Annotated in this window: 15 protein-coding genes; 9 read left to right on the forward strand and 6 right to left on the reverse strand. The window is 38.9% G+C overall.

Translation table 11 applies throughout. The annotated features are described in order from the left end of the window. Window positions 1-12: 12 nt before the first annotated feature. From mraY to NBW36_RS05445, 3 genes are all read right to left on the reverse strand, one after another. Window positions 13-1,236, reverse strand: coding sequence for a phospho-N-acetylmuramoyl-pentapeptide-transferase (gene mraY / locus NBW36_RS01640; protein ID WP_250238678.1), 1,224 nt, complete (start codon window positions 1,234-1,236; stop codon window positions 13-15). Between the two features lie 86 nt (window positions 1,237-1,322). Beyond that, window positions 1,323-2,876: an AMP-binding protein gene (locus tag NBW36_RS01645; RefSeq protein WP_250238679.1), complete on the reverse strand. Its 1,554-nt coding sequence runs from the start codon at window positions 2,874-2,876 to the stop codon at window positions 1,323-1,325. Between the two features lie 418 nt (window positions 2,877-3,294). After that, window positions 3,295-3,426 carry a hypothetical protein gene (locus NBW36_RS05445; RefSeq protein WP_256465592.1) on the reverse strand — a complete coding sequence of 44 codons (132 nt, stop codon included), beginning with the start codon at window positions 3,424-3,426 and terminating at the stop codon, window positions 3,295-3,297. Window positions 3,427-3,440: 14 nt separating this feature from the next. On the opposite strand from NBW36_RS05445, the gene smpB reads away from it, so the two are divergent. The 3 genes from smpB to NBW36_RS01660 all read left to right on the forward strand — a co-directional run bounded on the left by smpB (window position 3,441) and on the right by NBW36_RS01660 (window position 5,982). Beyond that, window positions 3,441-3,890 (forward strand): SsrA-binding protein SmpB, encoded by a 450-nt coding sequence (smpB, locus tag NBW36_RS01650; RefSeq protein WP_250238680.1) that lies wholly within the window; start codon window positions 3,441-3,443, stop codon window positions 3,888-3,890. A gap of 261 nt (window positions 3,891-4,151) precedes the next feature. Next, window positions 4,152-4,685, forward strand: coding sequence for a hypothetical protein (locus NBW36_RS01655; RefSeq protein ID WP_250238681.1), 534 nt, complete (start codon window positions 4,152-4,154; stop codon window positions 4,683-4,685). Window positions 4,686-4,875: 190 nt separating this feature from the next. Continuing rightward, a complete protein-coding gene (locus tag NBW36_RS01660; RefSeq protein WP_250238687.1) occupies window positions 4,876-5,982 on the forward strand; it encodes an SUMF1/EgtB/PvdO family nonheme iron enzyme in 1,107 nt (368 codons plus the stop codon). A gap of 8 nt (window positions 5,983-5,990) precedes the next feature. Here NBW36_RS01660 and NBW36_RS01665 read toward each other — a convergent pair whose 3' ends face one another. Next, on the reverse strand, window positions 5,991-6,683 hold the full coding sequence (locus NBW36_RS01665; protein ID WP_250238689.1) for a ComF family protein: 693 nt from the start codon (window positions 6,681-6,683) through the stop codon (window positions 5,991-5,993). 72 nt (window positions 6,684-6,755) lie between these two features. On the opposite strand from NBW36_RS01665, the gene NBW36_RS01670 reads away from it, so the two are divergent. The 6 genes from NBW36_RS01670 to mnmA all read left to right on the forward strand — a co-directional run bounded on the left by NBW36_RS01670 (window position 6,756) and on the right by mnmA (window position 12,026). Then, the gene (locus NBW36_RS01670) at window positions 6,756-8,018 is read left to right on the forward strand and encodes a M16 family metallopeptidase (protein ID WP_250238691.1); all 1,263 of its coding nucleotides are present in this window, start codon (window positions 6,756-6,758) and stop codon (window positions 8,016-8,018) included. A 148-nt stretch (window positions 8,019-8,166) separates the two neighbouring features. Continuing rightward, the gene (gene rplM, locus NBW36_RS01675) at window positions 8,167-8,616 is read left to right on the forward strand and encodes a 50S ribosomal protein L13 (protein WP_250238701.1); all 450 of its coding nucleotides are present in this window, start codon (window positions 8,167-8,169) and stop codon (window positions 8,614-8,616) included. Window positions 8,617-8,626: 10 nt separating this feature from the next. Then, entirely contained in the window at window positions 8,627-9,016 is a 390-nt protein-coding gene (gene rpsI / locus NBW36_RS01680; protein WP_250238703.1) for a 30S ribosomal protein S9, read from the forward strand. Between the two features lie 37 nt (window positions 9,017-9,053). Continuing rightward, window positions 9,054-9,953 carry a 30S ribosomal protein S2 gene (gene rpsB / locus NBW36_RS01685; RefSeq protein WP_439099480.1) on the forward strand — a complete coding sequence of 300 codons (900 nt, stop codon included), beginning with the start codon at window positions 9,054-9,056 and terminating at the stop codon, window positions 9,951-9,953. 32 nt (window positions 9,954-9,985) lie between these two features. Further along, on the forward strand, window positions 9,986-10,819 hold the full coding sequence (gene tsf / locus NBW36_RS01690; RefSeq protein ID WP_250238705.1) for a translation elongation factor Ts: 834 nt from the start codon (window positions 9,986-9,988) through the stop codon (window positions 10,817-10,819). A 100-nt stretch (window positions 10,820-10,919) separates the two neighbouring features. Further along, on the forward strand, window positions 10,920-12,026 hold the full coding sequence (gene mnmA / locus NBW36_RS01695; RefSeq protein WP_250238707.1) for a tRNA 2-thiouridine(34) synthase MnmA: 1,107 nt from the start codon (window positions 10,920-10,922) through the stop codon (window positions 12,024-12,026). Window positions 12,027-12,141: 115 nt separating this feature from the next. Here mnmA and NBW36_RS01700 read toward each other — a convergent pair whose 3' ends face one another. Continuing rightward, entirely contained in the window at window positions 12,142-12,849 is a 708-nt protein-coding gene (locus NBW36_RS01700; RefSeq protein WP_250239072.1) for an IS6 family transposase, read from the reverse strand. Between the two features lie 159 nt (window positions 12,850-13,008). Next, window positions 13,009-13,884: an NAD(+)/NADH kinase gene (locus tag NBW36_RS01705; RefSeq protein WP_250238710.1), complete on the reverse strand. Its 876-nt coding sequence runs from the start codon at window positions 13,882-13,884 to the stop codon at window positions 13,009-13,011. Window positions 13,885-14,156 lie beyond the last annotated feature (272 nt).

The following is a 14,156-nucleotide window of genomic DNA, read 5'->3' on the forward strand; positions in this document are numbered from 1 at the left end:
AACCATCCTTTTTTATCGGATTTTTAAAGTGACCAGGGTAGCAATGGCTAGTAAAATGCTAAGGATTAAAAACCGTGTTACAATCTTTGATTCATGCCATCCTAATTTCTGATAGTGGTGATGCAGAGGTGCCATTTTAAAAATTCTTCTGCCTGTTCCATAATGTTTTTTGGTGAACTTAAAATAACTGGTTTGTAATATCACCGATAGATTTTCCATGAGAAATATACCACATAGCATGGGAATCAGCAGTTCCTTTCGAATACAAATGGCTACTACGGCAATAATGGCGCCAATGGTTAAGCTGCCCGTGTCGCCCATAAAGATTTGTGCAGGATAAGCATTATACCAAAGAAAACCCATACATGACCCCACAAATGCACAACAAAATATAGTAAGCTCTCCCAAATTTGGGATATACATAATATTTAAATATTGGGCAAATATTATGTGGCCAGATAAGTAAGCAAGGACGGCCAACGTAGTACCAACAATTACAGAAGTACTAGCCGTTAATCCATCAAGCCCATCTGTTAAATTAGAGGCATTTGAAACAGCCGCAATAATAAAAGCTACCATAGCCATGTAAACGATCCATGTATAGTTTGCATTGCCTAGCAAGAGGGCACTTATTTGTGCATAATCGAGTTCATTTTCTTTGAAAAAAGGGATAGTTGTTTTAGTGGATTTAATATCGTTGTATCCAGAGGATACTTGGTCCACTAGTCCAGTGGGTGTTTCCTGAGCAATGGATACCTCACGTATGACTACGGCCTTATGTAGATAAAGGGTCATACTTACAATACAACCTAAAGCAATTTGGCCTAATAGTTTGATCCATCCATTCAATCCATTTTTTTGTTTTTTAAATACCTTGATGTGGTCGTCCAAAAAGCCAACTAACCCCATCCAAATAGTAGTGGTTAACAATAGGATGATGTATATGTTATGCAATTTTGAAAAGAGTAACGTGGGTACCACGGTTGCCAGTATAATAAGCATACCCCCCATGGTAGGGGTATGGGCGTTCTTTTTGGCTTCATTAAATCCTAAGGGTCGATTGGGTTCAGTGATTTGTCTTTTGTTTAAATAGTCTATAAAACGTTGCCCTAGTAGAAAGGTAATGGTAAAAGAGCTAAGTGTGGCCATAGCTGCTCGAAAAGAAATATACTTAAATAAGCCTGTCCCAGGCCAGTGAAAAGTAGCCTGTAGATATTTGAATAAATAGTACAACATATTTTAGTAAAAAGGAATATGTGCGCAGCTTTTTGCTTGATAAAAAGGCTTTTATCAAGCAAAAAGTAATATAAAAACTCCTTTATCTATTCCTTTAATAATCTCCTGAGTACTTTACCTATAGGTGATTTAGGTAAGCTATTACAAAATTCCACATATTTAGGTACTTTATAGCGGGCCATTTTTGCTTTACAATAGGCTATAATTTCCTCAGCAGTAAGCGTTGCATCCTTTTTTACAATACACACCTTAATCGCTTCCTTGAGTGTGACATCGGTTATCCCAATAGCGCCTACTTCTAATACTTTTGGGTGACCTATCAAGGTTTCCTCTATTTCATTCGGGTATACGTTAAAGCCAGAAATATTGATCATATCTTTTTTGCGGTCCACAATAGATACAAATCCATTTTCATCCATTGTGGCTATATCGCCTGTTTTAAACCATCCATTCACAAAAGCGCCTGCTGTTTCTGTGGGTTTCTGCCAATAGGCTTGGGTCAGTTGAGGTCCTTTAATCAGTAGCTCGCCAGCTGTTCCATAGGGCACTTCTTTACCCGTTTCATCTGCTATGATTACAAATGTGCCAGGGAGTGGCATATGGCGCATGCCATTAATCATATCGGTGGAGATAACAGGCGAACACTCTGTTAGACCATACCCTTCCATAAGTTTGCTACCGGTTAGGTGCTCCCACTGATTTTTAACCTGTTCTTCCGTTTTCATGCCACCTGCTATGGTAAGCTTTAAAGCAGTAAGCTTTAGTTTTTTGAATTTTTTATGTGCCAATAACTTTTCAAATAATGTATTAATGCCTATTAAACAAGTAGGTTTACTTTTCTGCAATTCTTTTATAAATCTGGGAATGTTTCTAGGATTCGTAATCAGTGAACATTTTACCCCCAGTTTGGCCATCATAAATAGGCTACCTAATCCGAAAATATGATAAAGTGGCAACGGAATGACGGCCCGTTCTTCTTTTTCCTTTAAGAAAAGACGCAGCACAGGTTCTGATTGTTGGAAATTAGCAGTAAGGTTCCCATGGGATAGAATAGCCCCTTTGCATACACCTGTCGTCCCGCCCGTATATTGTAAAAAAGCAGTATCAGAAGATTTTAAAGCAACAGGATGAAAAATAGCCTCTTTCCCGTTTGCTAAAACCTCCTTAAAAGAGATGGCGTGTAGTAGGCTGTAAGTAGGCACCAGTTTTTTAATATGCTTAATGGCAAAATTAAGCAACTTGCCTTTTATGGAACCAAGCATGTCACCTACCTTGGTAACAATAATGGTTTGAATAGATGTATCTGGTAAAATTTCAACCAGTTTGTGCGCAAAGTTTTCTAATATAACGATCGCACGCACACTTGCATCTTTAAGCTGGTAGGCCATTTCAGAAGGAGTGTACTGTGGATTGATGTGGACCACTACTAATCCAGCACGTAGCATACCCAACATGGCAATCGGATATTGTAATAGATTCGGTAGTTGGATGGCTACATGTGATCCTACTGGTAAATTGGTATATTGCTGAATATAAGCTGCAAAAGATTTAGATAACTTATCTACTGCACTGAAAGTCAGTACTTTGCCCATGTTTTCACACATCGGCAAATCTTGATACTGCTCAAAAATTTCTTCCATGAAATGGACCAATGAGCTATATCTAGAAGTATCAACGGTGTGCGGGATGGACGCAGGATAATGCTGAATCCAAGGTCTTCCTGTCATAGTATGTAAAACAATTTTAGTGTTTTCTCAAACCCTCTTGCAATATAGTATAATTTTATAGAATGCGATGCGGATCATTTAAAATTTACCTATCTATCCAGATGATGCTATAAACGTGAGTTCGGGATTAGATTATTTTTTCATTTGATAATCAATATTAATAAAAATTTATAAAATTTGTTTTATAGACAGTTAAATAGGTAGTTGAATAACAAATAATTCCGATAATCGGTTTATTATATATATTATATTTATAACAATTAAATATAAAAACTTGTTAAATAGGTGCAAATATTAACTAAATAATTGATATTAAATTGTTGTAAATCAGTCAAATAAATACCGAACTCACGTTATAAGGCTTATTTTTTATTTGTATAGACCTGTTGGTCAGTGGTAGCTGTGAATGTGCGCCTTCTTTTACAATTTTATTTTTTAGATTTGGAAAATCTATAGAGATCATCTTTTTTTAAGCCTATGTCAGGTAAGAAAACCCCATTTCAGGTTTGTATTAAGAATAGACAAGCCCATTTTTCCTATACTTTTTTAGATAGGTATACAGCTGGCCTTATTTTGAAAGGAACAGAAATAAAGTCCATTCGAATGGGTAAAGGGTCGCTTCAGGAGGCTTATTGTTATTTTGATCGCGGATCACTTTGGATAAAGGGGATGCATATTGCTGCCTATAGCCATGGTAACATCTATAATCATGAAGAGAAACGTGACCGTCAGTTGTTGTTGCAGAAAAAAGAATTTCAGAAATTACTTAAAAACCAAGCAAAAGGTTTGACTATTATTCCTATAGAATTGTTTATTAACCAACGTGGGTTTGCTAAGCTGGCCATTGTCTTGGCACGTGGTAAAAAACTATACGATAAACGTCAGGCCATTAAAGAAAGGGACTTGGAACGATCTGGGCAGATGTGATCTATAATACGGGGGCGTCTGGGAGGGAATTTTGATTTGCTTTTTGCTGGATCAAAAAGTATGGATTACACCTTTCTTCTATGCATTTTGTTATAATTAGGAAAGCAGTGGGGGTTGGGGGTATTTAGTTTTGAGCTATTTATGTTGGATTTAAAATAGGCTTAGTGCGCTATCATATGAATCTTCAATTTTTGAATGATGCATCACCATGCAAGTAAAATGACAATAGGGCAACTAGTATGGTCCTTTTTGCTCAGCCTCATGGTATGGGTCGAGTCAAATGCTGCATCTCCATCTAGCTTGCAAAGATTGAAAAAGGGGACCTATGATGAAAACCTTGCTGCATATAGGGTTGAATGTTGCAAACAGCCTAAAGCGGTAAAAAAAGTCCCCCTTGTGCCGTTAGTCTGCCCATTGGACCAAACCAACCATTTGGCACAACGTTTGGCGCAACGAAAGGTAGCTTATGCGCATATGGGTTGCTTAAAGGGTTACACCATACAACTCTACATGGGTAGTAGTAGGACCGCAGCATTAAAGGTACAAGACTTCGTGAGCACCTTTATTTATCCTTCTGAACTCCGCTATAGGCAACCGCATTATATTGTGAAGCTTGGTTTTTTTTCGGATAGGCTAGAGGCCTATTTTGTCTATCTGACTTTATTAAAAAAAATACCGGGTGCGGTGATTTGTCCTTGCATGTACACTAGGCAAGCCTATTTAGCCGCTATGCTGTACCCTCATGAGGCTGTAGCGTCCAATGATATAACTGACGATTCCCTGCCCTTAGGGTAATTATATAAAAGGTATGATGGGTGTAATCGTGCGCGCTATTCAATATTTTTGTTTATTTTTAAATAAACTATGCGCCCGCTATCTTTTATGGAAATACATGCCTTAAAGAGAAAATTTTGCACATGATGTGCGCAAGACAATGAATATGACTATGATGCTTGGTATCTCCTGGTTAAGATATTTTTTTACCTTGTTCCCTTTGGTTTGGGTTACAGCTTGCGGAACAGGCCACCCTGATAGCGCCGATCCAGGTAAGGTAAGTTTGACAACAGGGCGTCCCTTTAATCAACCAGGTACGCTCTCTGTAGCCCCTTGTAAGCAAGCACCACCTATTCCAGGCATGGTCTATGTAGAAGGAGGGTATATGATCATGGGTAATTTAGGCGAAGATAGGCTTGGTACAGGAGGCTGTTGTGCCAAGCCTGTCACCGTGAATGCTTTTTGGATAGATCAAACACCTATTACCAATTTGGCCTATAGAGAATACCTATATGATTTGCAACAGAGTGGTTTGATGGAACAATATAAAGTTGCTATGCCCAATCAGCAGGTTTTTGTAGAGGGATCTAGTTTTAATGACCCATTATTAGAAAATTATTTATATGCCCCTGGCTTTATATATTACCCCATTGTCGGTGTCAGTTGGGAACAAGCTACAGAATATTGTAAGTGGCGCACCAAAAAGCTTCAGGAGGCGGAAATGAAGAAACTTGAAGCAAAGCTAGCTGCTGAACCTCGTAGTGATACGGCTGCATCAGATCTTGTGAATAAGCAGATGAGTGAAGCAGTAGCGCGACTTAAAGTTCGCCTGCCTACCGAAGCAGAATGGGAATATGCTGCGCGCGGTATAGTTGGTGTAGCTGGTATAGACTATTTGCAGCGCCATCAACGCATTTATCCTTGGGATGGTCCCTCTCCAAGAGGAAAAAATGGTCAGTTTTTAGCTAATTTTAAGCGCGGAAAGGGCAATTACAAGGGAATGGCTGGTGCATCTGACCATGCGGCATCTACTTCTTATGTCTATGCCTACCCTCCAAATGATCTCGATCTGTATGATATGGTGGGTAATGTTTGTTGTTGGGTAAGTGATACTTACAGTCCGCTTTCCTTGCAAGAGACCAGTGATTTAAACCCTATTAGACGTGATGGCCAGGATGATGCTAAAAAAGTGTATAAAGGCTGTTCTTGGGCGGATTGTCCCTATTTTTTACAAATAGGGACTCGGCGTTATTTGAATAAAGATGATACTACGGCTACAATTGGATTCCGATGTGTGGTCTCTAGCTCAGGCCGATAATGCTTTTTTTATGCTTCTACTACAGCTATTGTGGCAATACTCACTTCCGATGCACCTGATGCTAAAAGCGCATGGGTGCAAGAGGCTAATGTAGCCCCTGTAGTGAGAATATCATCTACCAGAAAAAGATGTTTGCCTGTTAGTAAACCTGGTTCTATGACTTTAAAGGCGCCTTCAAGATTGGTTATACATTCTGTTTTGTTTTTCTTGGTTTGGGAGGGCGTATCGCCGATGCGTGCTATACATTTTGGGTAGAAGGGGATGTGTAATGCAGCAGAAAGTCCTTTTGCAAAAAAGTCACTTTGGTTGTATCCCCGTTCTTTGAATCTTTTGGGGTGTAAAGGAATCGCTACGATCGCATCGATGGTTTGCATAATCGACAGCTGATTCAAGATATTTCCATAGTGCCATCCTAGTATCTCTCCAATTTTGGGTTGGTTGTTATACTTCATTGCAAAGAGCACTTGCTCAAAATGACTCTTCTTTCTTAACTTGTAAAGCGCAAATCCATAGGTTATAGTTGCTTTATCTATAAAATGGTTGGTGATAGCGCTATCTACTAAGGTATGGGAATCTGTTTCTGGAAATGAACTGAAACAAATGGTACAAATCAATGTTTCTCCATGCACAAGTGTATGGTTGAACCTTGCGCATAGGGGTGGGAACAACACATCTAATAGCCCGGCTATAAATCGTTTCATGGTGTATTTTATATGCTCTTTATTTCTTGATAAAAAAGTAAGATAAAAATTCCTTTTAAAAGTCTATTTTTTATGCCCGATAGAACCATTCCACCAAAATTTAAAGCAATTGAAACTATTGACTTTCCATCGCCGGAAAGGCATATACTTTCGAATGGGATGCCGCTTTATCTCCTAAATATGGGCAGTCAACCCATTATAGAATTAGAGTTGATTTTTAAATCGGGTAGTTGCTATGAGCGGCATCCAGGTGCAGCCTATTTTACTGCTGCTATGTTACTAGAGGGTACTGTAACCAAAAGTACTCAAGATATTGCCCACATCATCGATTATTATGGTGCAACTATTGGCACGCGAGTACAGAAGGACTTTTGCACCATTTCTCTTTCCACGCTTGCTAAGCATCTTAGTCCCGTGTTAGACTTATTAGTAGAGATACTATTGACCGCTAGTTTTCCTGAAAAATCACTCCGATTGCTGAAAAATGTAAAAGCGCAAGCCATTCAAATGGCCGATAAGAAGAATAATCAGGTAGCCTATAAGCGATTTTGTACAGCGCTCTTTACAGCAGCACATCCTTATGGAAGGCATCTAACCGTGCAAGATGTTGCTGGCATTCAACGAGCCGATTTACACCACCATTATGAGCAAGTACTCTTTGCGCATGGTTCTGCTTTTGTGAGTGGATGGGTTACTCCAGCCGCCTTACAACGCATCAAACAATCCCTAGAACAGCTAACCCCAACAAAAGATTTGCAAGTAGGTCTAATGCCATGTAGCAATCCTACTGAAAAAGTAGACTTAGTGGATGGGCAACATTTGCAGTCTGCCATTGTAATCGGTAAAAAATTATTGGTCAAAAAGGAACCAGATTTTTTACCCATGGTTGTGGTCAATACCCTTTTAGGTGGTTATTTTGGTTCTCGGTTGATGCGGAACATTCGAGAAGACAAAGGCTATACTTATGGGATTCATTCCAGTATGGTAGCTTTGCTACAAGCTGGTTACCTAGCCATCACTACAGAAGTAGCGCAAGAAGTGACTCAGGCAACCATCCAAGAAATTTATAAAGAAATAGAAATATTACAGCATGAACAGATTCCAGAGGAAGCCTTACAAAATGTTAAAAATTACTTACTGGGTCACTTTTTAACAACCATTAACGATCCCTTTGCTATCATGCAAAAGTTTCAAGCAGCCTACCTGCATGGCTTAGACCAAAGTTATTATGCTACATTTTTCCATCAGGTGCGTCACATAACCCCTCTAGAAATTAGAAACTTAGCACAAAAATACTTATCTTTAGATACCTTTACAGAGGTGGTTGTGCGCTGATGCACCTAACTTTGTAGTAGGAGGAGCGACTATATAGCGCTTTCATTGCCTTTAATTTGCATTTTATCCAATAAGGGGGTATATTTGGGGCCTTTAGTTTTTTAGGGCCTCAAGTTTTTTTGTTGGTTCAACTTTTTCTTTAAAAAGCGTGGATTATATCAGTTATAAGACAAAATATGCTAACAAGCAAAGTGTTAACAAACAATGGATTGTTGTTGATGCTTCATTTCAGCCGTTGGGTAGATTCGCTAGCCGGCTTGCGTACATCATTCGTGGAAAGCATAAGCCCAATTTTACGCCTCATGTAGATGGAGGGGATCATGTTATCGTTTTGAATGCTGATAAAATAGTTTTATCGGGTAGTAAATCGGTAAAAAAAACCTATACCACTTATTCGGGTTACCCTGGTGGGTTAAAGCGTGCTACACTTCAAGAAGTTCAAGCGGTCAACCCCAAACGTGTGATAGAGCATGCTGTAAAAGGTATGTTGCCTAAAAATAGGTTGGGCAGAAGGTTGTTGCACAACTTACATGTTTGTGAAGGATCTGTTCATCCATATGCAGCTCAAAAACCAACCCCAGTAACCCTAAAGTACTAATTATTAACGGATGGAGACAGTCAATGCAGTAGGTCGAAGAAAGACCGCCGTAGCTAGGGTTTATCTTATGAAAGGGACAGGAGATATTGTCATTAATCATAAGCCACTTTTAGATTATTTCCTAGTAGAAGAAATTAGTCTAATCGTTAAGCAACCTTTGGAAAAATTAGATAAGGCAGGCCAGTATAACCTGAAAGTTAACGTTGTAGGTGGGGGATTGCGTGGGCAGGCTGAAGCCATTCGCTTGGGTATTGCTAGGGCGCTTTGTAAATTGGACTTAGAAAACAATAGGCCTATCTTGAAGAAAGAAGGCTTCTTAACCAGGGATGCTAGAGTCGTGGAGCGTAAAAAATATGGTCGTAAAAAGTCGAGAAAGAAATTCCAGTTTACAAAACGTTAGACCTATTCTCATATGTTATTATTTGTTATTACCCATAATGATAAAATTAGAATTCAAAGCACTACTTGATGCGGGCGTCCATTTTGGTCATCTGACTAGGAAATGGCATCCTAAGATGGCTCCCTTTATTTTTATGAAGCAGAATGGTATACATATCATTGATCTGAACCAAACGATTACCTGTATGCAAGAGGCTGCTTTGCAACTCAATGCAATGGCACAAGCTGGGAAAAAGATTTTGTTTGTGGCTACTAAAAAACAAATTAAAGCCTCTGCAGAGCAGGCAGCACAAGACTTAGGTATGCCTTATGTTACAGAACGATGGCTTGGTGGTACACTTACTAATTTTGTAAATACGCGCAAGCTATTAAAGCGCATGCTTTCCATAGAAAAAAACATGCATATGGCTGCTTATAAAAACTTAGCCAAAAAAGAAAGGTTGGTTATTGCGCGAGAGCAAGAGAAGCTCAATAGAATATTGAAGGGATTAGCCAATGTTACAAGGTTGCCATCTGCACTATTTGTAATTGATATTAAGGAGGAGCATATTGCTGTTGAGGAAGCTCGAAAATTGGGTATTCCGGTTTTTGCCCTTGTAGATACCAATACAAATCCAGATATCGTTGATTTTCCTATTCCTGGTAATGATGATGCATTCCGTTCTGTTGATATTGTAGTGCGTTATCTCGCTGAGGCAATTAAAGAAGGTATAGCATCCTATAGAAAAGAGAAAGCAGAAACAGCTCCTAAAAGGGAGGAAGAATCCCTCAGTAACGCAGGAAACAAGGTGCTTCCTAAAAGGGGTATAAGAGTGGTGCAGGGCGTGGTAATCAAGAGAACCGTTCCTTCTAAAGCTAAAGTTTCTAGACCTGAAGCTAAGGAAAAAGTGACCGCAGCTCCTGCGTCACCTAAGGGCCAACCAGAAAAAGAAAAATAATCATTAAGTCATTGCGATATTCTAAATAATATATGGTTGTTAGAGCAGAAGAAGTAGCTGCACTGAGAAAAAGAACAGGTGCAGGAATGATGGATTGTAAAAAAGCATTGATTGAGGCAGGTGGTGATGTTGAGCAAGCCATTGATTTGCTTAGAAAGAAAGGGCAAAAAATACTTGCAAATCGCGTAACACATCATGCAAGTGAAGGCGCTGTTTTTGCTTGTGCAAGTTTAGACAATAGGGAGTCTTTCTTATTGGCGCTTAACTGTGAGACCGACTTTGTAGCTAAAAACGAGCTGTTTTTGCAATTGGGCCAATCAATTTTGGAGGTTGCAGTAGTGCATAAACCTATTTCCATAGCCGCACTAGAAGCCTTGCCATTGGGCAATGGAACCGTTCAGGAGGCCATTCTGGCATCTACTGGTACCACTGGTGAAAAAATTACAATTTCTACTTATGAAACCTTAGCCGCTGAGGTAACGGTTTCCTATATCCATACGGGTAATCGTTTAGCTGTTTTGGTAGCCTTACAAGGCGCTCAAGGTGAACAAGTGATCGCTGCAGGTAGAGATGTTGCCATGCAAGTAGCTGCTATGAATCCAGTAGCGGTTGATAAAGATCAAGTTGACCCAGCTGTCATAGAAAGGGAATCAGCCGTTATCCAAGCACAAATTATGGATGCAGGGTATGATGGCGCTAAGGCCGACAAAATAACACAAGCTAGATTACATAAGTTTTTTCAGGAAAATACCCTATTGCAGCAACCATTTGTGAAGCATGGTAAGTTGACTGTAGCCCAATACCTTAAGACCGTTGCGCCATCTTTAACGGTTACTGCATTCAAACGCATTGATGTGGGTGCATAATTTCTCCTTTTATGCTAAAAAAGCCACTTTTTGTTTCCTTTCCCTGCACTAGGGTATATGCACCCTGATAGCAATTTAATAACCCCTAAGAGGCACCTAAATGAGTAAAAAGGCACGTGTATTGGTAGCCATGAGTGGTGGCATAGACAGTTCTGTATCCGCTGTGATGTTGCATGAGCAGGGCTACGAAGTAGTAGGTATTACTATGAAAACATGGAGTTATGCGGGTAGTGGTGGAAAGAAAAAAGAGACGGGATGTTGTAGTTTAGATGCCATCAATGATGCAAGGCATGTGGCGGTTGAATTGGGTGTTCCCCATATTGTTGTGGATATAAGAGAAGCATTTGGGGAGCATGTAATTGACCATTTTAAATCTGAATATCTAGCTGGTAGAACCCCAAATCCATGCGTATTGTGCAATACTCATATTAAATGGGATGCACTTTTGCAACGTGCTAATCAGTTAGGTTGTGATTATCTAGCAACCGGTCATTATGCAAAGGTACGAGAAGAGCGGGGGCGTTATATGATATCTAAGGGATTAGATCCTAAAAAAGACCAATCCTATGCCCTGTGGGGGATCTCTCAAGAGAGTCTTAGTAGGACCTTACTCCCGTTAGGTGGGTTTACCAAATCTTTTATTCGTGCATTTGCTGCTGAACGTGGATTCACAGATTTGGTGAATAAGTCTGAATCATATGAAATATGCTTTATTCCTGATAATGATTACCGTGGATTTTTAAAGCGACAAGTTCCTGGATTGGAAGAAACGGTTAAAGGGGGGGAGTTTATATTAGAAGATGGTAGGGTAGTGGGCCATCATGAAGGATATCCCTTTTATACCATTGGTCAGCGAAAAGGGTTAAATATTACTTTGGGTTATGCAGTATATGTAATAGCTATACAGAAGGAGACCAATCGAGTAGTATTGGGTACTTTTGATCAATTGCGTCGAGATGGTATGTATGTACACCAACTCAATTTATCCAAATATCCAGATCTAAAGGGCAGAAAATTAGATACCCTTACTAAGGTGAGATATAATGACCAAGGTATGCCTGCTGTGATTGAGCAAGTAGGTGATCAAATGCATGTATTTTTTGGTGCTGGTGTTCATGCCATTACACCTGGCCAAGCGGCTGTTTTTTATGAGGCAGAAGATGTAATAGGAGGAGGATGGATTGTCTCGGCTTTTCAAAAAAGGTAAGGGTGTCTGTTGACGTCATGCTGTCAACTTAAGAGTGACACCTTCAGCAAATCTGGTTCTGTCGCGTCTATAGTTTTCTTAGTATAGGTTTTTCGTTTAAGTCAAATTTTGGATATTATGCGGCCATTAAGATAGCAAAGTTCTCAAAAGTAGAAAGATGATTTTTAGCTCCTCTTACTTGTCCTTTTTGAATCATACGAATGTTTTCTATCCCTGAAATAGTAATGGAAGCAGAATAAAAATTCTTAAAACCCAGCATAGGTTTTATCCGTTTTTTGATAAACCTATGATCTTGTTCAACTCTATTATTCAAATATTTGTTTTGCAATATTTGAATGGTATGATCTTGATCAAGATCTGTATTGATCGCGTCAAGGGCAGCTTTATTACTACCGCTTTTGTCAATTACTACTTTCTTAGGAATATTATTTTCTGTGATCGCCTTTCGAAAAAAAGAAAGCGTTGAAGACTTGTCTCTATGCTCAGATAGAAAAAAGTCAACTGTATCACCATAACGATCTACTGCTCTATATAAATAGATCCACTTCCCGTTTAGTTTAACATAGGTTTCATCCATTCTCCAACTACTACCAATTGGTCGTTTTCTTTTTCTTACTGCTTTATCTATCAGAGGAACAAACTTAATAACCCATCTCTGTAGCGTAGAATGATCAACTCTTGCGCCTCTCATACGCATCATCTCTTCCAAATCTCTATAGCTCAAGGAAAAACGACACTTCATGTATACAAATAACAGGATGACTTCTGATGAAGAACAATAACCTTTAAAATATGGTAATAACTCGGGAGAAATATTAAACATAATAACTACTTTTGTAAATACCGATACTAAAATAATCATTTTTTAGAATAAACGCGACAGAACCAAAATTTGTCCGGATAAATCAGTCCACTATAGCTCAATCATTTGCATATTAAGATAACAGCTTTTTGCTTAATAAGAAAGTAACATATAAAATGCTTATGGCTTTCTAGCATCCAATCCCCAGTAAAACTTTTCACGTAACACATCAAAAATAGTTGTATGGCCAAGCTGCACCAACTTTAATGAAAAAGGAGCCTTTTTAACTACAAATGGTTGGTGAACAGCCATGGGCATCATTCTTCCATCTACGGCAACCAGGATCTCTTTATTGCAGCTTTTAACTACAAAACTTAATAAAGCAGTGTCGGGAACAACCAATGGACGTAAGGCCAAATTATGAGGGCTTATAGGGGTAATAACTAAGCTATTGGAGCGGGTCAACACGATAGGACCTGAACAACTCAGTGAATAAGCAGTAGAACCTGTAGGTGTAGCAATAATCAGCCCATCTACTCGATAGGTAGTAATGAATTGTTCATCTATATAGGCATCAACGGTTAGTAAATTAACCTTATCTTGCTTAAGCAGCGCTACTTCGTTAAGCGCACAAGCAATAGGAAGATCTGAACCATATACAGCCAAAAGTATCCGCTCTTCTAGGGTATAATTGCCTTCAAAAAAATCTACCAATCCAGCAATAACTTCCGTATGGGTTACCCTAGTTAAAAATCCCAAATTACCTGTATGCATGCCTAGTACAGGAATCGCATGATCTTTAAGATAATGGATGGTTTCTAACAAGGTTCCATCCCCACCTAAACTGATGATCAACTCTAAATCTAGTTGTAGATCTAACTGCTCTAGATCGAAAACGGGTAGTTGGCTCAGCAAAGCAGTAGATCCATTCAGTAATGCAGCTAAAATATTAGAAACCATTACGCGCTTTTGGTAAGCTTCTACTAAAGAGCAGACCTGCTCTAAAAATGCTAGACTAACTGGACACACTTTTCTGCTATGTATGGCAATCGACATATAGCTGTTATTAAAGATCTTAATACCACATCACAAACAGCTAAAAAATCTAACGTTGATGTAGGTAGTGAAACGTTTTTAAAAAGTTGCGCTTTAAATAAGTTCCAAACTTACCGTAATAATTTGAATACAACTAATTTTTACTTAAAAGATGAACCCTACACATGAACCCTACACCGTTTAATTGATGCTTAAAAGTATAAAAGTAAGCCTATTAACGTGAGTTCAGGATTTATATGACTGATTTACAACAATTTAATATCAATTATTTA

This window comes from Cardinium endosymbiont of Oedothorax gibbosus, assembly GCF_936981045.1.
Classification (GTDB): domain Bacteria; phylum Bacteroidota; class Bacteroidia; order Cytophagales; family Amoebophilaceae; genus Cardinium.

What these genes read in the sequence shown, in the direction of transcription:
- mraY (WP_250238678.1), bottom strand. Translation starts at nt 1,236, where the DNA reads ATGTTGTACTATTTATTCAAATATCTACAGGCTACTTTTCACTGGCCT.
- NBW36_RS01645 (WP_250238679.1), bottom strand. Translation starts at nt 2,876, where the DNA reads ATGGAAGAAATTTTTGAGCAGTATCAAGATTTGCCGATGTGTGAAAAC.
- NBW36_RS05445 (WP_256465592.1), bottom strand. Translation starts at nt 3,426, where the DNA reads ATGATCTCTATAGATTTTCCAAATCTAAAAAATAAAATTGTAAAAGAA.
- smpB (WP_250238680.1), top strand. Translation starts at nt 3,441, where the DNA reads ATGTCAGGTAAGAAAACCCCATTTCAGGTTTGTATTAAGAATAGACAA.
- NBW36_RS01655 (WP_250238681.1), top strand. Translation starts at nt 4,152, where the DNA reads ATGGTATGGGTCGAGTCAAATGCTGCATCTCCATCTAGCTTGCAAAGA.
- NBW36_RS01665 (WP_250238689.1), bottom strand. Translation starts at nt 6,683, where the DNA reads ATGAAACGATTTATAGCCGGGCTATTAGATGTGTTGTTCCCACCCCTA.
- NBW36_RS01670 (WP_250238691.1), top strand. Translation starts at nt 6,756, where the DNA reads ATGCCCGATAGAACCATTCCACCAAAATTTAAAGCAATTGAAACTATT.
- rpsI (WP_250238703.1), top strand. Translation starts at nt 8,627, where the DNA reads ATGGAGACAGTCAATGCAGTAGGTCGAAGAAAGACCGCCGTAGCTAGG.
- rpsB (WP_439099480.1), top strand. Translation starts at nt 9,054, where the DNA reads ATGATAAAATTAGAATTCAAAGCACTACTTGATGCGGGCGTCCATTTT.
- tsf (WP_250238705.1), top strand. Translation starts at nt 9,986, where the DNA reads ATGGTTGTTAGAGCAGAAGAAGTAGCTGCACTGAGAAAAAGAACAGGT.
- mnmA (WP_250238707.1), top strand. Translation starts at nt 10,920, where the DNA reads ATGAGTAAAAAGGCACGTGTATTGGTAGCCATGAGTGGTGGCATAGAC.
- NBW36_RS01700 (WP_250239072.1), bottom strand. Translation starts at nt 12,849, where the DNA reads ATGTTTAATATTTCTCCCGAGTTATTACCATATTTTAAAGGTTATTGT.
- NBW36_RS01705 (WP_250238710.1), bottom strand. Translation starts at nt 13,884, where the DNA reads ATGTCGATTGCCATACATAGCAGAAAAGTGTGTCCAGTTAGTCTAGCA.